At 38.2% G+C, this 23,268-nt stretch carries 15 protein-coding genes; 12 read left to right on the top strand and 3 right to left on the bottom strand.

What is annotated here, in order from left to right; all coding sequences use genetic code 11:
* Positions 1-8: 8 nt before the first annotated feature.
* The 10 genes from DF947_RS07285 to DF947_RS07330 all read left to right on the top strand — a co-directional run bounded on the left by DF947_RS07285 (position 9) and on the right by DF947_RS07330 (position 16,299).
* Positions 9-1,799 carry a SusC/RagA family TonB-linked outer membrane protein gene (locus DF947_RS07285; RefSeq protein WP_109929034.1) on the top strand — a complete coding sequence of 597 codons (1,791 nt, stop codon included), beginning with the start codon at positions 9-11 and terminating at the stop codon, positions 1,797-1,799.
* 71 nt (positions 1,800-1,870) lie between these two features.
* On the top strand, positions 1,871-3,334 hold the full coding sequence (locus DF947_RS07290) for a SusC/RagA family TonB-linked outer membrane protein (RefSeq protein ID WP_109929035.1): 1,464 nt from the start codon (positions 1,871-1,873) through the stop codon (positions 3,332-3,334).
* A 29-nt stretch (positions 3,335-3,363) separates the two neighbouring features.
* On the top strand, positions 3,364-4,932 hold the full coding sequence (locus tag DF947_RS07295) for a RagB/SusD family nutrient uptake outer membrane protein (RefSeq protein ID WP_109929215.1): 1,569 nt from the start codon (positions 3,364-3,366) through the stop codon (positions 4,930-4,932).
* Positions 4,933-4,963: 31 nt separating this feature from the next.
* Positions 4,964-5,941 (top strand): discoidin domain-containing protein, encoded by a 978-nt coding sequence (locus DF947_RS07300; protein WP_109929036.1) that lies wholly within the window; start codon positions 4,964-4,966, stop codon positions 5,939-5,941.
* Between the two features lie 20 nt (positions 5,942-5,961).
* Positions 5,962-7,044 carry an EndoS/ChiA family endoglycosidase gene (locus DF947_RS07305; RefSeq protein ID WP_109929037.1) on the top strand — a complete coding sequence of 361 codons (1,083 nt, stop codon included), beginning with the start codon at positions 5,962-5,964 and terminating at the stop codon, positions 7,042-7,044.
* 37 nt (positions 7,045-7,081) lie between these two features.
* On the top strand, positions 7,082-8,089 hold the full coding sequence (locus DF947_RS07310) for a discoidin domain-containing protein (RefSeq protein ID WP_109929038.1): 1,008 nt from the start codon (positions 7,082-7,084) through the stop codon (positions 8,087-8,089).
* A 435-nt stretch (positions 8,090-8,524) separates the two neighbouring features.
* The gene (locus DF947_RS07315) at positions 8,525-10,036 is read left to right on the top strand and encodes an alpha-L-fucosidase (protein WP_109929039.1); all 1,512 of its coding nucleotides are present in this window, start codon (positions 8,525-8,527) and stop codon (positions 10,034-10,036) included.
* Between the two features lie 119 nt (positions 10,037-10,155).
* Positions 10,156-11,481, top strand: coding sequence for an alpha-L-fucosidase (locus DF947_RS07320; protein WP_109929040.1), 1,326 nt, complete (start codon positions 10,156-10,158; stop codon positions 11,479-11,481).
* Between the two features lie 5 nt (positions 11,482-11,486).
* On the top strand, positions 11,487-13,628 hold the full coding sequence (locus DF947_RS07325; RefSeq protein ID WP_109929041.1) for an alpha-N-acetylglucosaminidase: 2,142 nt from the start codon (positions 11,487-11,489) through the stop codon (positions 13,626-13,628).
* A gap of 67 nt (positions 13,629-13,695) precedes the next feature.
* Positions 13,696-16,299 carry a glycoside hydrolase family 2 protein gene (locus tag DF947_RS07330; protein ID WP_109929042.1) on the top strand — a complete coding sequence of 868 codons (2,604 nt, stop codon included), beginning with the start codon at positions 13,696-13,698 and terminating at the stop codon, positions 16,297-16,299.
* Between the two features lie 241 nt (positions 16,300-16,540).
* Here DF947_RS07330 and DF947_RS07335 read toward each other — a convergent pair whose 3' ends face one another.
* The 3 genes from DF947_RS07335 to DF947_RS07345 all read right to left on the bottom strand — a co-directional run bounded on the left by DF947_RS07335 (position 16,541) and on the right by DF947_RS07345 (position 20,428).
* Positions 16,541-16,867, bottom strand: coding sequence for a 2Fe-2S iron-sulfur cluster-binding protein (locus DF947_RS07335; protein ID WP_090885516.1), 327 nt, complete (start codon positions 16,865-16,867; stop codon positions 16,541-16,543).
* Positions 16,868-16,933: 66 nt separating this feature from the next.
* Complete coding sequence (locus DF947_RS07340; protein ID WP_109929043.1) at positions 16,934-17,944, bottom strand: NAD(P)/FAD-dependent oxidoreductase; 1,011 nt, start codon at positions 17,942-17,944, stop codon at positions 16,934-16,936.
* Between the two features lie 357 nt (positions 17,945-18,301).
* Complete coding sequence (locus DF947_RS07345; protein ID WP_109929044.1) at positions 18,302-20,428, bottom strand: prolyl oligopeptidase family serine peptidase; 2,127 nt, start codon at positions 20,426-20,428, stop codon at positions 18,302-18,304.
* Positions 20,429-20,581: 153 nt separating this feature from the next.
* On the opposite strand from DF947_RS07345, the gene DF947_RS07350 reads away from it, so the two are divergent.
* Together DF947_RS07350 and prfA are read left to right on the top strand one after the other, a co-directional pair.
* A complete protein-coding gene (locus DF947_RS07350) occupies positions 20,582-21,325 on the top strand; it encodes a UDP-2,3-diacylglucosamine diphosphatase (protein WP_109929045.1) in 744 nt (247 codons plus the stop codon).
* A gap of 783 nt (positions 21,326-22,108) precedes the next feature.
* Positions 22,109-23,182, top strand: coding sequence for a peptide chain release factor 1 (gene prfA / locus DF947_RS07355; protein WP_109929046.1), 1,074 nt, complete (start codon positions 22,109-22,111; stop codon positions 23,180-23,182).
* Positions 23,183-23,268: the final 86 nt, after the last annotated feature.

Consider the following 23,268-nt stretch of genomic DNA (forward strand, 5'->3'; position numbering starts at 1 on the left):
TCAAATGTATGAAATTTTCTACGCTTCGTAAAAGCAGGAGAAACTCTGCCTTACGCGATCAGGTTTTACGAATTATGAAACTCGTCATCGTTATTATGATTACAGCACTGCTTCAAGTAAGTGCCAGTAGCTTTGGACAAAGGATTACCCTTTCTCAAAAAAAAATATCCCTCAAGCAAGTACTGAAAGAAATTAGAAAGCAAAGTAACTATAGTATTCTTTGCGATTCGAAGATATTGCAGCAGGCCAAGCCCGTCGATTTACAAGTTAAAGATGCATCTGTTGAAGAGGTACTTAATGATTTCTTTATCAACCAACCTTTTAATTACGTTATTGCCCAAAATACCATTGTAATTAACCGAAAAACAGATGAAGGAAATTTACTGATTCAAAAGACATTTCTGCCTATAAAAGGGAAACTAACAGATGAAAAGGGAGAACCTCTGGTTGGGGTAAGCGTATCTGTAAAGGGACAAAGTACCGTTACCCAAACAGATGCAAATGGGGCTTACAGTATTGTTGCCAATAAAGGTGATATTTTAATTTTTACGTACGTGGGTTATGCCACACAAGAAATTGCTGTTGGGGATAATGCAATCATTAATGTAACCCTCAAAGAAACTGCACAAGGCTTAAGTGATGTGGTAGTAACAGCATTAGGTATAAAGAGAGAAGCTTCATCCCTAACTTATAATGTTCAAAGACTTAACGGGTCAACCGTGAATGATGTAAAAGACCCAAGTTTTATAAACAGTTTAACAGGTAAAGTGGCTGGTTTAACCATTAACAAAAGTGCATCTGGTTTGGGTGGTTCAACAAAAGCAGTTTTTCGAGGCAATAAATCTATATCACAAAATAATAATGCATTGTATGTAGTAGATGGTATTCCTTTACCAAATTTGTTTTCAGGCCAACCTGGCGATCCTTTCGGTGGGGGGGATGGTGGCGATGGCATATCTAACATCAATCCTGATGATATCGAAGAAATATCTGCATTATCGGGTGCCTCTGCGGCTGCGCTTTATGGCGGACAGGCAGCTAATGGCGTAATTTTAATAACAACCAAAAAAGGTAAAGTAGGGGCGCCAAAGGTATCTTTTTCTTCAAATGTAACCTTGGAAGATCCCTTTATCCTACCTAAATTTCAAAATAAATATGGTCAAAGCCCTAGTACAACTAGCACACCATCACTATTTAGCTGGGGCCCTAAACAAGCAAGTATTTTTGATCCTAAATCATTCTTCAACACCGGAAAAACTTTCAATAATTCCGTTTCGTTTATGGTTGGGAATGAGAAAAGCCAAAGTTATTTCTCGGCCGCGAGTGTAAATGCAGAAGGCATTATACCCGGCAATAAATTTAATCGCTATAATTTTACAGCACGGAATAGTACAAACTATTTTAATGATAAATTAAATGTTGATGTAAGTGTTAGCTACATTAATCAAAGGGTGAATAACCGGCCTGGCCAAGGACAGTATAAAAATCCGATTATCTCTTTATTCACTTTTCCCAGAACAGGAGATTTCGCTGCTTTAGAAAATTATCAATATTATAACCCGACCCGAAATCTCTTTCAGGAATACTTTCCTTACGGTTTAGGCAACGAACGCCAACGTAATCCCTATTACGTAGCCAATAAAGATCTAAGCACAGAGAACAGAAATCGTTTCATGGCATCGGCTACATTGAAATACAATTTTACGGATTGGCTGAATCTGCAAGGAAGAGTCAAAATTGATCGTACCAACGACATCAACGATCAAAAATATGATGCCGGCGGTATCGATGTTTATTAAATAGTTTTGATGGAAAACAAAACGGGCGTTATGATTATGCGCAAACGACGAACTCACAAACTTATGCCGATTTGTTATTAAATTTTAATAAAAAGTTTAACGATTTATCTGTAACAGCAACTTTGGGAAGTAGTTTGTTGGATAGCAAGTATATTCAAACAGGGTATGATAATGGATACTTACTAAATTTTGCAAATTTCTTTAGTGCCACAAATTTAAATCTGACTAAGGTAAATTTAAAAGATGTAAACGACCGCACGCAACTGCAGGCGGTATTCTTTAGCGGTCAATTGGGTTACAAAGACATGTTGTTTTTGGAAGCTACAGCTCGTAACGACTGGGCCTCTCAACTGGCAAATACGCCAAACGAATCATTTTTTTATCCTTCTGTTGGATTGAATGCAATTGTGAGTAAAATGGTTAGTTTGCCTGAGGCTATTTCGTTCGCTAAAATGCGTGCTTCTTATAGCGAAGTAGGTAATCCTGTACCAAACTATAAAACCATTACAACTTATAATGTTTTTAACGGACAGGCAAGTGTTTCTAAAAATGAGCCCTTTACAGATTTAAAGCCGGAGCTTACCAAATCTTTTGAAATAGGAACTGATTTACGTTTTATGAAAGACAAACTCAGTTTCAGTGTTACCTATTATCACACGAATACTTACAACCAGTTTTTTACAGTAAATGCTGATAAAGGTTCATTGTATGATACGCGTTTTATAAATGCGGGAAACATTCGCAACCAAGGTATTGAATCACGTTTGGCCTATCAGGCAGACTTTGGAGCGCTTAAATGGAACCCATCAATTAACTTCAGTTTTAACCGCAATAAGGTATTGGAGATGCTGAACGTAACTGATCCGAATACAGGTATTACTACTGTTCAAGATAAATTTGATTTGGGATACACACAGGTAAGACTTGGAGGATCTTATGGTGATATTTATGGGAGTGATTTTCAAAAAGATGCGAATGGAAATGTTATTGTTGATGCAGATGGTTTGCCAATGGCAACACAGGAACCTGTAAAACTCGGCAATTTTAATCCCGATTATTTATTGGGCTTCAGCAACAGTTTTAATTACAAGAACTTCAGCTTAAACTTTTTAGTTGATTTTCGTATTGGCGGACAGGTAAGCTCCGGTACCGAAAGCACAATGGATATTTATGGTGTAACCCAAAGAACAGCAGATGCCCGTGACAACGGAGGTGTGCAGATATATGATAAGCTCATTCCTGCTCAAACCTATTTCAACAGGGCAGCTACTATCGGTTCTCAATATATTTACAGTGCTACCAACATCCGTTTGCGTGAAACCTCAATAGGCTACACTTTTCCTGCTAAAGTATTTAATAACAGGATACAAGGCATTCAGATTTCTTTGATTGGGCGTAATTTATGGATGATCTACAAAAAAGCCCCTTTCGATCCTGAAGTAACAGCTAGTACCGGTAATGGTTACCAAGCTTTCGATTATTTCAACCAACCCTCACTGCGCAGTTTTGGATTAAGCCTAAAAGTTAATTTTTAATTTAATCTATATCCATCATGAAATTAAAAATGAAAAATATAAACAAAAGCATCTTATTCATTGCAGTGGCAATATTGGTGCTTGTACAAAGTGCATGTAAGAAAAATTTCGATTTATATGCCACCAATCCCAAACAATTAACGGATTCACTTTACAGTATAGACTATAAAAATATTGGCGGTTATTTGCCACAAATGCAAACAACTGTTTTTCCTACAGATGTGAATAGCTATCAAGTTGGACAAAACCTTAATGCTGATATTTTTTCTGGATATATGGGTACGCAACATGCATTTAATAGCGGATTAAATAATGCCAATTATGCCCTCGTACCAAGTTGGAACCATGAACCATTTAATATTGGTTATAATGTATTTGCTTCATGGGCTGCAATTAAACAACGTGCATCAAATTATCCTGATTTTATTGCAGTAGCAACTATCATTAAGGTAGAATCTTTGCACAGGGTAACGGATGTTTACGGCCCAATACCATATAGCAAAGTTGGTACAGTTGCTTTTGGCACACCTTATGATGCTCAACAGTCAGTTTACAATGCTTTTTTTGTTGATCTTGACGGCGCTATTAAATCCCTTCAAGATTTCTCAGCAACAGCTGATGCTGTAACAAAAACGCGATTGAGGCAATTCGATTTAGTTTTTGGTGGAGACATATCCAAATGGATAAAATTTGCCAACTCACTTAAATTACGATTAGCTATGCGCCTGGTTTATGTAGATGCAGCTTTGGCACAGAAAAAGGCTGAAGAAGCGGTTGCAGCAGGGGTAATGACTGATAACGCTGATAATGCCATGGTTAAATCGGCCAACGGCGTTACTGTAAATAATCCTATTCCGGTTATTGTTAAAGATTACGACGACATCAGAATGGGTGCATCAGCAGAATCCATCCTTAAAGGCTACAACGATCCGCGTTTGGCAAGTTACTATATTCCATCAACTACAACAGGAACGCCATATCGCGGTATTCGTAATGGTAATGAAGATGACACCAAACGTCCGTCTTATAGCGCATTTTCTCAATTAAATATTCAGGCATCAACCCCTATACAATGGATGGTGGCTGCCGAAATGTTTTTTTTAAGAGCTGAAGGTGCGTTAAGAGGGTGGAATATGAATGGCACTGCCCAATCGCTTTATGAAACAGGTATAGCCACCTCGTTTGCACAACGAAATGTTGGAAGCGCAAATGCCTATATTTCGAACTCAACCAGTTTACCGGCGGCTTATGCAGATCCTGTTACGCCTGCTCAAAGCATAACTGCACAAAGTACCATCACTATAAAATGGAACGCTGGTGACAGTTTCGAACGCAACCTGGAACGAATTATTACCCAAAAATGGATTAGTATTTTTCCCGATGGACAAGAGGCTTGGACTGAGTTCCGCAGAACAGGTTATCCAAAAATATTTCCTGTATTAAATAATCGCTCAGGGGGATTGATACCCGGATTTATTCGCCGCTTACCTTTTACAGATCAGGAGTATTCAACCAATGCGGCCGAAGTGCAGAAAGCAATCAGTTTGTTAGGTGGGCCGGATAACGGCGGGACCAAATTATGGTGGGATAAAAAGTAATTAATTTCTTGAATAATTAAAAACTAACCAAATGAAAAAAATATATAACATTTTGTTTCCTGCTATTATTGCGGTGCTAACCATAGCAGGTTGCAAAAAAGATAAAGATGCCACTTATCCTGTTTTAGATGGCGCACAGGTAACCACCTGGCAAGATCCTGCATTTGCCGGATTTGAAACTGATGGGTCGCTTAAACAAGCAATTGTTAAACAAAGAATTCCGGGAAGCCCCGATAGTTTATATAACTTTTCAGTAAAGGGTCTTTTCTCTAAGGCGGGTGTGGCCTCTACTGATATTCCGGTAACTTTTACCTTAGATTATTCTACCCTGGATTCACTTAACTACAGACAAGTATCTTCTAACAGGCCTGTTTATGAAAAAGCACCCGATAGTATTTTCACTTTCAAAAATAAAACCGGAATAATTAAAACCGGAACATACAGTACTGATGAAGTGTTTTTTAGTATCAGCTCAGCAAAAATAAAATTGGGCCATTTGTATATTGTGCCTATTCGGGCAACCAGCTCCGGTTTTAGTACTTCAAGCAAGATAGTTTATTTTGTAATTAAAGGGATTGACCCATTCCCATGGTCAATACTAAGTGTCGATTCTGAAGAGACTTCAGGGGAGGGGCCTAATAATGGTTTTGCAAAATTTGCGATTGATGGAAACGTGAATACTTTTTGGCATACACAGTGGCAGGGTGGATCTCCCGGTTTGCCTCACTATATCGCTATAGATACCAAAAGAGTACAGCCTATGGCAGGCATTGTGTTAACCAACAGGCAAGGTGCATCATCCGGTGTGCCAAAAAAAATAGACGTATCAGTAAGTAGTGACGGAACCACCTGGACACCTGCAGGTTCATTTAATAATATCAGCACAGGATCTGCACCATTTAAACTCACGTTTCCGACAGTGCAATCAGCTCGATATTTTAAGATAACAGTTACAGAAACCTACGGTAATACCAACTACTGCTTTTACGCAGAAATTAACATATTCTAAATCCTATTAATTAGAAAGATATGAAAAATATTTTGAAAAAAATCATGGGAGTTGGCTTTGCTTTTTCTCTTATAGCCCTATTGAATTCCTGTAAAAAAGATAATATTAAAGATTTAAACATTATTGGCGATCCGCCGTCAGCACCTGTCGATGCTTCGTTAGAAGCTAAAAACGCCGCTTTAAGAGCATACAAAAAAAGTAATCATTTTATTTCGATGGGCTTTGTAGTAGGTGACGGGAATGATCCTCAAGAGGCTGTGAACTTGGCTAATCAGCCGGATAGTTTGGATATGGTGTTTTTATTTACAGGCTACGATACTGACCCTGCTCACTGGAGAGCATTACAAGCCAAGGGAACTAAAATTATTAGAACAGAGTTTCCTAGTGCAGCTTATTTCGATGGTTCAGCTAAAGATCCGGATACGAAATTACCCGGTTACGTTCCGGATCCGAACATAGATCCAAACACTCCGACATCTACGAGCACTTACAATCACTATGCTAAAAATAAATATTACGAATATATCTACGTAAATAAATGGGACGGAATAGATTTCGATATTGAAGCAGGGGCTATGGGGGGTGATGTTCCGGCGGCCAATACTGTTAATTTCTTAAAAGCAATGGCGAAGTATTTTGGCCCGAATTGTACAAATTGTATTATTGGTGCCGATGGCAAGAAGCCAATGCTTACGTATGATACCGATGTTGCTTATCTGGGTGGCGCATTAAGTCCTGATAGAGTTTATCTCCCTTTAAAATCAAATTTCGACTATATCCTTTTTCAGTCTTACACAACAGGTAGCCGTGCATGGTCAGGTACCGGTGTACAAAATTTGCCTGCATTGGTAAATATGTACGGCGGTGAAAAACTGATTTTTTTGGTTAACGGCGATTCGTTTATATATCCTGACGGAATAAGTGAAGATGTGAAAGGAGAAGATGCGAAGGCAAGTAAAAACCTGTTGGAATATGCTCAATTTGTAAAAGACGGTAAGGGTGGTATCGGTGTGGGTGCTTATAGAATGAGTCGGGACTATAATCATATACCGAAATGGCGATACACCAGAGAAGCGATCCAAGTCATGAATCCTTCCAAATAGTTAAACATTAATTCTTCATTTCATAAATAATAGGATAATGAAAAAGATTTTTTTAAACCTTGCATTAATTGGCTTGGTTGGTTTCTCCGGTTGCAAAAAAAATGAAACCACTTTGCCTGAACCCGAAAGCAACAAATCGGTAGGGATATTACAAGCATTTACTCAATTAGATGCAGATGGTCGCATCAATCCTCAAATAACAACAGTGACTAAGCGAACCTTCGGCCAACCGGATAGCTTATATAATTTTGTTGTTAACGCTTCCTTAGTGGATGCAAGTACAACAGCTACAAACGATATATCAGTAAACTATTCGTTAGACTTTACGGGGCTTAATACTGTAAACTTAAAAAGAGGAGTAGCCGGTTTGCCAATTTATGAGCCACTACCGGATAGTGTGTTGGTTTTTTCAACAAAATCAAGCACAATAGGGCAAGGTAAACGTACAAGTGCAGATGTTGGTTTCAGCATTAGTTCTAAGAAAATAGAAAGTGGGCACTTATATGCAATACCAGTAAAAGTAATATTGAATAATACAAGTGGTTATGAGGTTGATAAAGCTACGCAAACAGCCTATTTTGTTATTAAAACAGAAAGTAAAATTTATCCTGAATTTGAAAGAAGCGCATGGAAAGTGCTGGGTTTCGATTCACAGGAAACCTCCGGAGAAGGTCCTAATAACGGGCGTGCAATTTATGTGCTGGATGGTAATATTAATACTTTCTGGCATACGCAATGGCAGGGAGCAAGTCCTAAATTTCCTCATTGGATTAGTATAGATATGGGTTCAACTAAAACAATACATGGTTTCTCCATTATGGATAGGCAAGGTTCCTCTTATGACGGGGCAAAAAATGTTATTATATCTACTAGTAGTGATGGCATAACTTGGACAGATTTAACCCCAATAACACTAACAGCCACCAATGCTAAACAAATGGTAGATGTTATCCCCGTTAATAATGTTCGGTATTTTAAGGTTACAGCGCTTAATAGTATGGCGGATGGAATCTTTTTATCGATGGCAGAGTTGGGTGCATATTAAAAAAGCAGACATAGAAATACTTAAGCACCCAATATACAGCAGTGCTTGGCTACAAATTAGTATGCTTAAATATTGAATGAATAATAATATGGGTTAAAAATCCAATCTGGCACTTTAGTGCCGTAAAGAGCTCGCCTTTGTATTTGGTTAATCTCAGGTGACTCTTTATGATTTCATCTTAATAAATGGAGATATAATGGTTTCTTACTAGGTTATTTATTATGAAACATAAATATTAAAATTCTTTAAGGGGTTTTCACTTAGGATTTGTGAGCCAGTCTCCATAACCATAAAGATTTTGGCAGAATGCTGTCAGGGAGCATGCCCATTCTTAGGGATGATTTTGGAGCTGCTCCCAATTTTTAGTGTTTTACTATTTAACTTGATTTTACTTTGGTTGTCCTCGTGAGATTTACAATTAATTAATAACCAAATATGTTTAAAAAATTCTTCATAACTATGGCAGTTGCTTTTGCATTTTTTTCTGCAAAAGCTCAAGTATATAAAGGAAACAATCAAGTCGCAATTTTACCAAGCGATAGTGATAAAGATATCATCCGCAAGGCGGCTACAGTAACACCATCGGTAAGGCAGTTGCGCTGGCAACAATTAGAACTTACGGCATTTTTCCATTTTGGCGTAAACACATTTACCAATAAAGAGTGGGGTGATGGGACAGAGGATGAAAAGGTTTTTAACCCCACCAACCTTGATGCCCGCCAATGGATACGCACCATGAAAGAGGCCGGTTTTAAACAAGTAATACTTACAACCAAACATCATGATGGATTTTGCCTTTGGCCGAGTAAATATACCGAACATAGTGTAAAAAATAGCCTTTGGAAAAATGGTAAGGGTGATGTGGTCAAAGAAGTTTCAGATGCTTGCCACGAATATGGTCTTGGTTTTGGAGTCTATCTTTCTCCATGGGATAGAAATAATCCCAACTATGGTTTAGGGCAACCTTACGATGAACATTTCATGAACCAATTAACAGAATTGCTTACCCAATATGGAAAAGTAGATGAGGTTTGGTTTGATGGCGCTTATGGCATGGGCAAAAACGATAAAAAACAAGAATATAATTTCGATGCCTGGTATGCCCATATCCGCAAGTTACAACCTGAGGCAACCATTGTAATTATGGGCCCCGATGTGCGTTGGGTAGGAACTGAAAGTGGCTACGGGCGTGAAACAGAATGGAGTGTAATTCCTGCTGATGACAACATGTTAAAGAAAATTGCAGATAACTCGCAAAAAGACGTAGCCTTTGCTCCAGTTGGCGATAAAACAGCAGAAGATCTGGGGAGTAGGAAGGAAATCCTAAAAGCAAAAGGCTTGGTTTGGTATCCGGCAGAAACGGATGTGTCCATCCGCGAAGGTTGGTTTTGGCATGCTGATCAAGATGATAAAATAAAAAGTGTAGATAAACTGATGGATATTTATTTCTCTTCAGTTGGAAGAAATAGTGTACTGTTATTAAACGTTCCGCCGGACAAAACCGGGCAAATCAATAAAAACGACATCAAGGTTTTAAAGGAATGGACCGCTAAACGTCAAAAAATCTTTGCAACTAATTTGGCTAAAGGTGCAATAGTAAAAACCAGTAACGGCAAAAATGGGAAGGCTATTTTAGATGGAATTTACAAAACCAATTACATTGCATCACCAAAAGATACTACCGCAACGATAGCCCTTACCTTAAAAAGAGCTCAAACTTTTGATGTTTTATCACTTCAGGAAAATATAACTATCGGTCAGAGAATAGAAAAATTTGTGTTAGAATACAAAGAAGGCAATAAATGGAAAAAGGCAACCGAAGGCACAACTGTGGGCTACAAGAGGTTATTGCGTTTTAATCCTGTTAAAGCAAAGGATGTTCGTTTGCGAATTCTCTCATCACGATTAAATCCAACCATCTCAGCTTTTGGATTATACAAGCAGTAAAATTATTAAGCTTTAATGGAAATAACTTGAGCTAAAATGTATTATAATAATCAACTTAAAAAATTATTTAGCTTTAGCTAAATTATGCAAGCTAACCACTTTTATTAAAATTATTAGTTATGAAAAAAATTCTGGCTTTCTGTTTCATCTGCCTATTAAAATTTAATTTGTCCGCTCAAACCTATACTCCATCGCAATCAAATCTCGAAAATCGTAAATGGTTTTCTGATGCCCGCTTCGGTTTATTTATACATTGGGGGCCATTTAGCATTCCCGGTAGTGGAGAATGGGTTATGAATGAGCGAAAAGTAAATGTTGAAAACTATAGCCGATTAGAAAAATTCTTTAACCCGACTGATTTTAATGCAGCCCAATGGGTAAGCACAGCCAAAAACGCGGGTATGAAATACATAACCCTGATTACAAGGCATCACGATGGTTTTAGCATGTGGGATACCAAATATTCGGATTTTAACATTATGAATACACCCTACAAAAAGGATATAGTGAAAATGATGGCCGATGAATGTCACAAACAAGGTATTAAACTCTACTTATATTACTCTTTGCTAGATTGGAGACGCGAAGATTATCCTCATGAGACGGGAAAAACGGGGCAATCTAGCGGTCGGAAAGGTCATGGCAATTATGCCAGCTACCTTGCTTTTATGAAAAACCAGTTAACCGAATTATTAACTAATTACGGCGAAATTGGTGGAATATGGTTCGATGGGCACTGGGATCAAACTGCACCTGAGGGCGCTGCCGACAGGTCTTCTCGAATCGATTGGAAATACGACGAAATTTATGGCCTTATTCATAAACTACAACCGCAATGCATGATTGGCAATAACCATCATCTTTCTCCTTTTTCGGGAGAAGATTTTCAAATGTTTGAACAAGATCTTCCTGGCGAAAATAAATCTGGTTTAAGTTTTCAGGAGGCGAGTGCAAAAGTACCTTTAGAGGCTTGCGTAACAATGAATGGATCTTGGGGCTTTAACTTAACCGATAACAATTATAAAAGTAATGCCGAGCTTATCCACACACTTGTTAAGGCTAGTAGTTTGGGCGCTAATTTGTTGCTAAACATCGGTCCAATGCCAAATGGCGAAATTCAGCCAGAATTTTTAACCCGCTTAAGTTCCATGGGCGATTGGTTAAAGGTTTATGGGGAAAGTATTTATGGCACCGAGGCAGGCTATCAAAAACCACAAGACTGGGGCTGTATTACCAAAAAAGGAAGCAAGATTTTTATTCATGTATTTGAAGCTAAGCCGATGATTACATTGAAAGACTTTCCGTTTAAAAAACTGAAAAAAGCTTACTATTTAAGAGACAATAGCGGTGTAAAAGCAACCCTAAAAAATGGCATACTTAATATTCCTGTTGCGGGAAATATTAATCCTAATGATGAAGTTATTGTGCTTGAAACGGCAAATTAGATGAAATGAAAGCAATACAAGATACATTTCTAATATTATTTTTTCTGTTTGTAAGCTTCAACTTGCAGGCAAATGATTACGAGGCTGTGCAACAATTGGCGCAACGAAGAGTGCCTTGGTTAGCCTCAAAACTGCAGTTTATGGCTATCAATAAAATAAGCAATAATGATGTATTTGAGTTGCAGTCCATCAATGGAAAAATCCGAATAGGAGCATCAAGTCCATCTGCTGCGGCCATGGGCTTGAACTGGTATCTAAAATATTATTGCTATAGAAGCATGTCTCATTTGGGCGATAATCTTTCTGCAGTTTTAACTTTGCCAATCATAAAAAATAAAGTTAAAATTGAAGCTGTTGTGCCTTTGCGATACGCTTTAAACTATTGTACCATCAATTACACCATGAGTTTTTACACCTGGAAAGATTGGGAACGGGAGCTGGACTGGATGGCTTTAAACGGCGTAAATATTGCATTGGCACCGGTTGGAGCTGAAGAAGTTTGGCAAAATACGTTGAAACGGATGGGTTACAGCGAAAAGGAAACATTCAGTTTTATTCCAGGCCCAGCTTTTACAGCCTGGTGGTTAATGGGCAATCTGGAGGGTTGGGGCGGGCCAATCAATCAAAACTTCATTTACCAACAAACGGTACTGCAAAAGAAGATTTTGAAAAGAATGAAAGCTTTTGGTATAGAGCCAGTTTTGCAAGGTTTTTATGGGATAGTGCCTACCTCTCTTAAAAACAAAGTGAAAGTTGATGTAGTAGATCAGGGTAAATGGGCAGGTGGTTTCCAGCGGCCTGATTTCTTGCAAACTACAGATACCACTTTTGCTAAAATGGCAGGCATTTACTATGAAGAAACAAAAAAATTATTTGGTGATGACATCCATTATTTCGGAGGAGACCCCTTTCATGAGGGTGGCAAAATAGAAGGGATAAATATTTCTAAATCTGCGTCAGATATCCAAAATCTGATGCGAGAATATTATCCAAACAGCATCTGGGTTTTACAAGGTTGGCAAGGAAATCCCGATAAAAGATTATTGGATGGGATTGATAAATCTAAAACGCTGGTAATTGATTTATTTGGAGAAAACAGTGCGAGCTGGGAAACAACAAAAGGTTATGATGGAACTGATTTTGTAATGGGTAATGTGAGCAACTTTGGAGAGCGCACTGGTATTTATGGCCGTATGCAACGCATTGCGAATGAATTTGACCGAGCAAGAATAGGTTATTATAAAACCTTAGTTAAAGGCGTGGGCATTTTACCCGAAGGGATTAACAATAATCCATTGGTTTACGATTTGACATTAGAACTGGCCTGGAGAAAAAAGAAAATTGATGTTAAAGATTGGATTAAAGGTTATGTAAAATATCGCTACGGCAGTAACGATGCAAATTTGCAAAAAGCCTGGCAACTCTTGTTAAAATCGGCTTATAGTGATACAAAAGGTTTTCAACAAGGTGCGCCAGGGAATATTTTTTGTGCCCGTCCATCATTAAACATAAAGAAAATCAGCTGTTGCGACCATCTTGAAAAAAACTATAACCATGAATTCTTCGCGCATGCAGTAAGAATTTTTGTATCAGCTGATGCTGGGTTTGCAAAAAATACTACTTATCAAACTGATAAAATTGATTTTGTACGTCAGTTACTTAGCAATAAAGCCGATATCGTTTATCGGGACTTGGTTAAATCTATTGAGCAAAAGGTAGGCATTAAAAAGCAAGGCGATAGATTTATCAATTTGTTGTTGATGCAGGATAAATTGTTAAGCAGCAATAATTTTTTTAAGGTGAATACCTGGTTAGAAAATGCGTTTAAATTTGGCAAAACACCTAAAGATAGAGCCATTGCTTTACGAAATGCAAAGATCCAAATTAGTTATTGGGGAACCAATACCAATCCTAAAACCGACTTAAGCGAGTATGCTTACAAGGAATGGAACGGCATCCTTTCTTCCTTATATCTAGCCAGATGGCGTAAATTTATTGATGATGCTATACATCAAAGAAGCATTGTCGACGACCCTGCTTATTACGAAATGGAAAAAGCCTGGGCCGAAAAACCTGATTTGTACAACACCAAACCAATAACCGCTACTGAACAAAACTCACTTGTTAAGAGAATCTTGGCTTTGTGATTGATCCCACACGACTAAGTTAATAGATATTGTTAATTTAGTGCGCTTATAAAATAACTCAATAACAATGAGAAAAATTTTCATCTCTCTATTATTAATTCTTAGTTTTTATGCTAATGCACAGCAACCATACGAATTAAATTCGGGCTGGTTATGCCTTAATATGAAAGAAGTAAATACGGATGGTTTTCGATTATCTAAAACAGATTTTCCATTAAACAATTGGATGCCTGCTACCATCCCGGGAACGGTGTTAACCACATTGCTTAACAATAAAAAGATTCCTGATCCATTCTACGGAATGAACAATGAAAAAATCCCCGACATCTATAAAACTGGCAACGATTACTACACCTATTGGTTTGTAAAGGATTTCGAAGAAAAGGCCCTTGGAAATGAACAGGTTTGGCTTCAATTTCGGGGAATAAATTATAAAGCAGAAATTTACCTCAATGGAAAAAAGGTAAATCCAAAAACCTTGGAAGGAATGCATTTAAGGTCGCAATACAACATCACAAAATTGCTTTCATCAACTGGCAAAAATAGAATAGCGGTAATTGTTTTTCCTCCAGATTTTCCAGGCAATGCGAATGGTGGCCAAGGTGGTGATGGTACAATTGCTAAAGGTTTAACCACTCAGTATACCGCAGGCTGGGATTGGATTCAGCCCATTCGAGATCGCAACACTGGGATTTGGGATAAGGTTACAATCGAAAAAACCAAAAATATAAAAATCCAAAATCCACACGTTATAACACTGGTTCCTGGCAAAAGATTGCCTGATGCAAAGCAACAGCCTGCAACAATAAAGGTTTCGGTCGAAGTAGAAAACCCTACAGGACAGCCGATTTCGGGTATTTTGCAATATGAAATCGCCGGAAAGCTGGTAAAGAAAAATGTGACCCTATCTGCTATTCATTCAGAAGTTAACCTTCCAGATCTTGCTTTAGAAAATCCAAAACTTTGGTGGCCAAATGGATATGGGAAACAATATTTATATCCGCTAAATATTAAATTCATAAGCGCTAATCAGGTTTTGGATCAGGAAAATTTAAATGTGGGTATTCGCCAGATCGATAACATCTGGAATGAAGAAACCAAAAGTATGGGCGCTTACGTTAACGGACAAAAAATTTTTATTAAGGGCGGAAACTGGATTATTTCTGACGCCATGCTTCGTTTTAGTGATGCCCGATACGATGCTGAAGTTCGTTATCATAAAGACATGAACCTAAATTTAATTCGGATTTGGGGTGGGGCAATTTTAGAAAGACCCGAATTTTACAATGCCTGCGATAAATATGGCTTACTCGTTTTTCAGGATTTTTGGTTCAGTGGCGATTGCAATGGTCGCTGGGTAGATCCAATGAAAAAAGATGATCAATGGACGAGAAGAAATTACCCTGATAACCATCCTTTGGTCTTAACAGCGATTGAAGATCAGATAAAAATGATCCGAAACCATGCTTCATTAGCTTTTTGGTGTGGCGGAAACGAAATTACACCTCCCGAGGATATTCTTGAACCACTTAAAAATGAAATCCTTCCAAGGTTGGATGGCACCAGAATCCTGTTCGATTTTTCTAATAGCGATAAAATGTCTTACAATACAATAGGCGGCAATGGCGACGGCCCTTATGGTATTCAAGATCCTAAAAGTTTTTGGTCTACCAGAACTTTTCCCTACAATTCTGAGGTGGGTTCTGTTGGTGTTGGAGATTACGAATCCTTAGAAAAATTTATTCCGAAGGAGAATTTAATTGCACCACAATTTAAAAGTAAAACCGATTCTGTTTGGGATTACCATAAATACATAGGTTACGATGAACATATTAACCCTTATGGGAAAGCCAAAGATGCAAAGGATTTTGCAATGAAAGCTCAGCTTGTAAACTACGATCAATACAGAGCTTTGATGGAAGGTTTTTCATCGCACATGTGGGAATGGTACACAGGTTCAATCATTTGGAAAACCCAAAACCCTTGGACGGCTTTGCGTGGCCAGATGTATGATTATTATTTAGATCCCAATGCTTGTTTATACGGTTTGCGAAAAGGCAGTGAGCCTTTACACATCATGATGAATCCTTTAGATAGCATGGTTACAGTAGTTAATAATGGCTTTACTGATCGGAACAATTTAATGGTACAAGCCAAGGTTTATGACATGCAGGGCAAAGAATACTTCTATTCTCAGGTTTTTAATGCTATTGGCGCATCGTCTGTTAGAAGATTTTTTCCGTTAAATGATTTCCTTAAAAAACTGGATAAGAAAGAGGGTGTTTTTGTTTCGCTTAAAATATTAAATGAAAAGCAAAGTGTTTTGAGCGAGAATATTTATTGGCTTGCCGGAAAAGATGGTGAATATAAAGGACTACAAGAGCTTAAGCCAGCTCCATTAAAAATTACTGCATCTCAAAAAAATAAAGGGAAAATTGAGGTTTTGTTGAGTAATGAAATGGGCCATCCAGTCGCGTTTTTTAATCGGATTGCTCTAATTGATAGCAAAACGGGTAAACGAATTTTGCCTGCTTTTTATGGTGATAATTACATAAGCATTTTGCCTGGGGAAAGCAAGACTGTTTCTGTAGAATATAACGGATCGCAAAGTGATTTAGCCATTGAAGTATATGGCTGGAACGTAGAACGGAAAAAAGTGATGATTAATTAGTTTTAAGCTAGTCGGGATTTGCAATCCCGTCTTTGGAGGTAAGGATTTTAATCCTTTAAGTGGATCCAAATCCACGGTTTTATAGGTCGAGGTTGCAAATCTCGACCAACGAGACTTTTGAGGTTTATAAAACCTCTTTTATCCTTAAGTTTGACATGCCCTTCGGAACATCTTGAACAGCGAAGTAAAAACAAAAAAGGCGATACTTTTCGGTATCGCCTTTTTTTATAATGTTCAAATATTAGCTTACACCATGCAGTTTCACTTTTAAGCCATCCATGTTGTTGTTTAGTTGCAGTTGGCAAGCCAAACGAGAGTTAGGAAGTAAATCTGGCAAAGTATCTAGCATTGCATATTCATCATCCGTCATTTCATTAAGCTTTTCTTCGCCTTCCAAAACATCAACACAACAAGTTGCACAAAGAGCCATTCCGCCACAGGTAGCCAAAATATCGTATTCAGATGCTTTTAAAAACTCCATCAAACTTAAGCCCATATCTGTTGGTGCCTCATGAGATGTAACTGAACCATCCGGTTCTTGCATATATATTGTAATGTTGTTTTCCATTTTGCTCGCTTATTAGCGCAAACTTAGATAAAAAGTTTTCTATAAAAAACTATTTTATCGCAAAGCTTAAAATTCTGAAACTCCGTTAACAGTAGTATACTTCATGGTGTATTTAACTCCAGGATTCATATAAGAATAAGCGCTGTGGCTCATTAATGCAGCCTCATGGAATCCACAAAGAATTAATTTCAGTTTATTGGTGTATGTATTAATATCTCCAATTGCGTAAATGCCCGGAATGTTGGTCGAATAATCGTCCGTATTCACTTCAATAGCGCTTTTGCTAATGTTTAAGTTCCAGTCTTCAATAGGCCCCAATTTCGGACTCAAACCAAACAAAGGAATTAAATGGTCTGCATCTACCATAGATTTTTCCATACTTCGGTTTTGAACGATTTCCACTTTTTCAAGTTTATCGCCACCATGTACCGCGTGAAGATTGCTGTTTAAAACCAGGTTGATTTTTCCGCTTTCGGCCAATGCCATTACTTTGGCAACCGAATCTGGAGCACCACGGAAACTTTCACTTCTATGAATCAAAGTTAGTTCGGAACAAACCTCTGCTAAGTAAATTGTCCAGTCTAAAGCCGAATCACCGCCACCTGCAATTACCATTTTCTGATTGCGGTATTTCTCCGGATCAAGAATCATGTAATTTACGCCTTTTCCATTCTCAAAATTCTCGAGATTTTCTACAGCAGGTTTACGAGGCTCAAAACAACCTAAACCACCAGCAATAACCACAACTTTAGCTTCGATAATGGTACCCATGTTGGTAGTTAAAACGAAATCTGCTTCACCACGCTTTTCTAAGCCTTCAATACGCTCGCCCAACGTAAAGGTTGGATGGAAAGGCTTTGCCTGCTCCATTAAATTATCAATGAGCTCCTGAGCTAAAACAGAAGGATAACCCGGAATATCGTAAATCGGTTTCTTAGGGTAAATTTCAGAAAGCTGACCACCAACCTGAGGAAGGTAATCAATTAAATGGCAACGCATTTTTAATAAACCGGCTTCAAAAATGGCAAATAAACCAACCGGACCAGCGCCTATTACGGCTATATCAGTAGAGATCATTCAAAAAAATTTGACGCAAAGTTACAAAATAAACTATTATCAATCCTTCTATTTAGAAATATTCTAGATAATTCTGTAAGGTTATTAAAATCAGTATTTTATATGCTTTAGGTTGTTGTAAAACAAAACATAATGATTTTTTGCCTTTAAGCGCAAATTATAATTGGTCTATGGATTTAGTGGGAAATTTTCTAAAGCATATAATTGTTATATCAGTTAACATCAAGTCTATTACTTTTTCATTCTAGGTGCTAAGATACTTTAGCGTAAGACCATAGATGCAAATACTTATGACAGCACTTTTATTTGGCCTAGCTGTTATCCGCATAGCGGTACTTTTTGCATGATAAAAAACATTTACCAATCCATCCCCAAATTTTGGAAAACAAAACTCCATACATCGCTTGCTTCATCAATAAGTTTAGTAGTCGGTTTGCCAGCTCCATGACCAGCCTTGGTTTCAATCCGGATTAAAACCGGATTTTCGCCTTTATATTTTTCCTGTAGTGTTGCAGCAAACTTAAAGGAATGCGCAGGTACTACACGGTCATCATGATCGCCGGTTGTAATCAATGTTGCCGGATATTTGACATCGCTTTTAACGTTATGCAATGGAGAGTATTTAATTAAATAATCAAAATCTTCTTTTTTATCGCTGCTGCCATATTCTACCATCCAACCCCAGCCAACCGTAAATTTATGATAGCGCAGCATATCCAAAACCCCAACCGCAGGCAGCGCAACCTTAAATAGTTCAGGCCTTTGCGTCATACAGGCACCCACTAAAAGACCACCATTTGAACCGCCAGCAATTGCAATTTTTGATGGATTGGTATATTTCTCTTTGATTAAATACTCGGCGGCGCCAATAAAATCATCAAACACATTTTGTTTCTTTTCCAACATTCCGGCTTTGTGCCAGGCTTCTCCATATTCACTTCCCCCACGTAAGCTTGGCTGAACATAAATGCCGCCTTTTTCTAAAAACATCATCCGAGATAAACTAAAGCCTGGGGTTAAATTAACTTGAAACCCGCCATAACCATAGAGATAAACCGGATTGTTTCCATTTAAAACAATTCCTTTTTTGTGTACAATAAACATGGGTACTTTTGTTCCATCTTTCGATGGATAAAAAACCTGCTTGGTTTCATAGAGATCGGTATTGAGTTTGAGCTCAGTTTTTCTGTAAAGTGTAGATGTTGCTGTGGTTACATCGTATTTGTAAATGGTGCCCGGTGTTGTAAAGTTTGAAAATGTATAAAAAAACTCTTGATCGTTTTTGTAACCGCCAAAGCCATCTACCGTTCCAATTGCAGGAAGCTTAACTGTACCAATTTTTTTTCCAGCACGATCAAACTGAATAATATTTGTACTGGCATCTTTTAAGTAAGTTGCCCATAAAAAGCCGCCACCTGTTCCAACATTTTCCAAAGCCAAAGTAGACTCTGGAATAATTGTTTGCCAGTTGTTAAAATCTGCGTTTTTTGGATCAACCAAAACAACCCGTTTGTTTTCAGCGCCTAAATCTGTATTCAGCAAAAGTTTATCGCCCACATTATCCACAATGCTGTGGTTGTTTTCAAAACCTTTAACCAATAAGGAAATTTTGCTTTTTTGGTCTTTCAAATCTTGATAGTAAAGAGCGTTTCCCGATGTTCCTGCGCTAGCATAAAGAATTAAGAAGCGCTCATCTTCGGTTACATCAGCCCCAAAGTACAGATTTGGATTGCTTTTGTCTTCAAAAACCAACTCATCTTCCTTTTGAGCATCGCCAAGTTTATGGAAGTACACCTTTTGAAACTTGTTGGCGCCAGAAAGTTCAGTGCCTTTTACAGGTTCATCATATTTGCTGTAGTAAAAGCCATCGCCTTTCCAAGCTGCGCCAGAAAATTTGGTCCATTTTAATTCATCGGCTAATTTCGTTTTGCTGGCGATGTCCATAACATAAATGTTGCTCCAATCAGAGCCAGATTGGGCGATAGAATAAGCTAAGTGTTTTTTGTCATGAGATAAACCCAAGATCGAGACTGAAGCCGTTCCATCGGCACTGAGTTTATTCGGGTCTAAAAATACTTCTTCAGATCCTTCCAATCCTTTTTTAATATACCAAATGCTTTGATTTTGTAAGCCGTTGTTTTTGGTAAACAAATAGTAATCACCTGGCCTAAATGGAGCGCCTTCTTTAGGGTAATTCCAGATTTCGGTAAGCCTTCTTTTAATATCTGCACGAAAAGGAATTTGAGAAAGATAGTTCTGCGTAACTTTATTTTCGGCTTCAACCCAATTTTTGGTTTCTGAAGCATTGTCGTCTTCTAGCCAACGGTAAGGATCGGTTACTTTGGTTCCAAAATAATTATCTGTGGTGGTATCTTTTCTTGTTTCAGGATAGTTCATTAAAGTAATTTTTTCTGCTGGCTTTTTGGCCGGTTCGCAACCAATAATGCTCAGTGCAAATAAGCTTAATAGGAGTGGCTCTTTCATACCGCAAGGGATTTATTTACTAATATATGTTTTTCCTTCGGGATGACTTCGCTGATTTAAGGATTCTGATGATTTCTTATTTGGCTTAAGCCTTTCAGCTTTCTGCTTTTTTCTTTAGTCTTTCTCCTTTTTGAGTTACCTTTGATGTTGTACATGGTAAAAAATATTTATTTCGCATCCGATTTTCATTTGGGCACACCAAATTATGCTGAAAGCCGTACCCGGGAGGAGCGCATTGTTAGCTGGTTAAATTTTATCGAACCAACCTGTGGCGAGCTTTTTTTAATGGGCGATATTTTTGATTTTTGGTTTGAATACGCAAAGGTAATCCCGAAGGGATTTATTCGGTTACAGGGAAAACTGGCATCGATGGCAGATTCAGGCATAAAAATCTATTTCTTTAAGGGCAATCATGATATGTGGGTTTTCGATTACTTCAAACAAGAAATCGGGATGGAAATTATTAGCGATGAATGGATTATCGAACGTGGCGGAAAGAAATTTTATTTGCATCATGGCGATGGGCTGGGGCCTGGAGATAAAAAGTACAAGTTTTTGCGTAAAATTTTCAGAAGCAAAATTTGCCAATGGTTATTTGCTCGTCTGCACCCAAATTTAGGCATTGGGATAGCAAACGGCTGGAGCAAAAGCAGTAGGGCAGCCAGCAATCCAGAAGAAGTTTTTTATGGAATAGAAAGGGAATGGCTTGCCATTTACGCCAAAGACCAACTTAAAAAAGAACACTTCGATTATTTTGTTTTTGGCCACAGACATTTACCAATGGATTTGGATTTGGGCAATGGGAGCAGGTATATCAATACAGGAGAATGGCTCAAATATAATTCTTATGCCGTATTTGATGGTGTAGATTTGAAGCTAGAATACTATAAGCCTTAGACCATAAGTTTTGTTCTTCTTTTTTTGGAAAGCAAAGCCTGCAAAATTATTAATGCTCGCCGGGCTTTACATTATAGCGCCAATGAAAAATTGGCGGCGGCCATTTCAATCCCGTTTAAATCGCTCAGCTGATACTACTATTTATGGCTTGGAGCACAAGCTAGTCAAGCTGGTCGAGATTTGTTCCAAAGGAATTCCTACGGAGTAATCTCGTCCTGCCGAACCGTGGATTTTTAATCCACCCTAAGAAAATTCAATTTGAGTTTAAGCCTCGAAGATTTCTTTGCAAACGCTGTATCTAAACCTGATCGAACGAATGCCGATTTTTCTTAGGCAGCAGGTAGAGCAGGGCTGCAGTCCGCCATGTTCTCCGAACCGACCATTTCCAAAACCCATCCATAAAATCGGCGGGTTTTCCATTTAAAACTAATTCAGCTTTTTTCCTTATTTCAAGCTGGTCGAGATTTGTTCCAAAGGAATTTCTACGGAGTAATCTCGTCCTGCCGAACCGTGGATTTTTAATCCACCTAAGTAAATTCAATTTGAGTTTAAGTTTTTTGCAACTCTGTATCTAAACCTGATCGAACGAATGCCGATTTTTCTTCGGCAGCAGGTAGAGCAGGGCTGCAGGCCGCCATGTTCTCCGTACCGACAATTTCCAAAACCCATCTATAAAATCGGCGGGTTTTCCATTTAAAACTAATTCAGCTTTTTTCCTTATTTTTGCATTTCCTAAATTTTAGGCAATTGCTAAAAATCTGGGAATTTCAATACGAATAATATATGTTAGACAAATTAGAGGCTATAAAGCTGCGCTGGGAAGATGTAGAAGAGCAATTGAGCAATCCGGATGTAATTCAGGATATGAAACGTTTTGCGGCTTTAAACAAAGAATATAAAGATTTGGGCAAAATTGTAGATGAATATAAAATCTACAAGAATGTGATGAGTAATATTGATGCCAACAAAGAAATTTTAGCGGCCGAGAAAGACCCAGAAATGCGTGAAATGGCAAAAGAGGAACTTGATTTAATGCTGAAACAACAGGAAGAAATGGAAAGTAATATCCGCTTAATGTTGATTCCTAAAGATCCTGAAGATGCGAAAAATGCTGTTTTTGAAATCAGAGGCGGTACAGGTGGTGATGAAGCCGCATTGTTTGCCGGAGATTTATACAGGATGTACACCCGCTATTTTGAAACCAAAGGCTGGAGGGTAGAAACGGTCGACGTAACCGAAGGTACTGCCGGAGGATATAAGGAGGTTATTTTAAAAGTTAGCGGTGATGATGTTTATGGGCAATTAAAATACGAAAGTGGAGTACACCGCGTTCAACGTGTTCCTGATACGGAAACTCAAGGCCGAGTACATACTTCAGCAGCTTCTGTTGCGGTTTTGCCAGAAGCTGAAGAAATTGATTTATACATTAACCCTGCAGATATCGAGCTTCAGACTTCCCGTTCGGGCGGCGCTGGTGGACAGAACGTAAACAAGGTAGAAACCAAAGTTCAGTTAACGCACAAACCTTCGGGAATTGTTGTGGTTTGCCAGCAGGAACGTTCGCAGCTGGGTAACCGTGTTATTGCTATGGAGATGTTGCGCAGTAAGTTGTACGACATTGAATTGCAGAAGAAAAACGGCGATATTGCAGCTAAACGTAAAACGATGGTATCTACAGGAGACCGTTCGGCGAAGATTAGAACCTACAATTATCCTCAAGGTCGTGTTACCGAACACCGGATCGGATTAACGATGTACAACCTACCAACAATTATGGATGGAGAGATTCAGGAGATCATTGATGCGCTACAATTTGCAGAAAATGCAGAGAAGATGCAAGAAGGTGCTGTAGGTTAACGAGTTATAATTATTTTTAAAAAAAGTTTGCGAATAAGGATAATGTCTCTATATTTGCATCCTCGAAAGGGGAAAGAGGTTTAAAC

The sequence above is a fragment of the Pedobacter paludis genome, from assembly GCF_003173575.1.
Taxonomy (GTDB): domain Bacteria; phylum Bacteroidota; class Bacteroidia; order Sphingobacteriales; family Sphingobacteriaceae; genus Pedobacter; species Pedobacter paludis.

Bases quoted from the DNA above. Each gene is read 5' to 3' on its own strand.
- DF947_RS07335 (WP_090885516.1), bottom strand. From the start codon at position 16,867: ATGGAAAACAACATTACAATATATATGCAAGAACCGGATGGTTCAGTT.
- DF947_RS07305 (WP_109929037.1), top strand. From the start codon at position 5,962: ATGAAAAATATTTTGAAAAAAATCATGGGAGTTGGCTTTGCTTTTTCT.
- DF947_RS07325 (WP_109929041.1), top strand. From the start codon at position 11,487: ATGAAAGCAATACAAGATACATTTCTAATATTATTTTTTCTGTTTGTA.
- DF947_RS07330 (WP_109929042.1), top strand. From the start codon at position 13,696: ATGAGAAAAATTTTCATCTCTCTATTATTAATTCTTAGTTTTTATGCT.
- DF947_RS07350 (WP_109929045.1), top strand. From the start codon at position 20,582: ATGGTAAAAAATATTTATTTCGCATCCGATTTTCATTTGGGCACACCA.
- DF947_RS07320 (WP_109929040.1), top strand. From the start codon at position 10,156: ATGAAAAAAATTCTGGCTTTCTGTTTCATCTGCCTATTAAAATTTAAT.
- DF947_RS07340 (WP_109929043.1), bottom strand. From the start codon at position 17,944: ATGATCTCTACTGATATAGCCGTAATAGGCGCTGGTCCGGTTGGTTTA.
- DF947_RS07295 (WP_109929215.1), top strand. From the start codon at position 3,364: ATGAAAAATATAAACAAAAGCATCTTATTCATTGCAGTGGCAATATTG.
- prfA (WP_109929046.1), top strand. From the start codon at position 22,109: ATGTTAGACAAATTAGAGGCTATAAAGCTGCGCTGGGAAGATGTAGAA.
- DF947_RS07285 (WP_109929034.1), top strand. From the start codon at position 9: ATGAAATTTTCTACGCTTCGTAAAAGCAGGAGAAACTCTGCCTTACGC.
- DF947_RS07345 (WP_109929044.1), bottom strand. From the start codon at position 20,428: ATGAAAGAGCCACTCCTATTAAGCTTATTTGCACTGAGCATTATTGGT.
- DF947_RS07300 (WP_109929036.1), top strand. From the start codon at position 4,964: ATGAAAAAAATATATAACATTTTGTTTCCTGCTATTATTGCGGTGCTA.
- DF947_RS07310 (WP_109929038.1), top strand. From the start codon at position 7,082: ATGAAAAAGATTTTTTTAAACCTTGCATTAATTGGCTTGGTTGGTTTC.
- DF947_RS07315 (WP_109929039.1), top strand. From the start codon at position 8,525: ATGTTTAAAAAATTCTTCATAACTATGGCAGTTGCTTTTGCATTTTTT.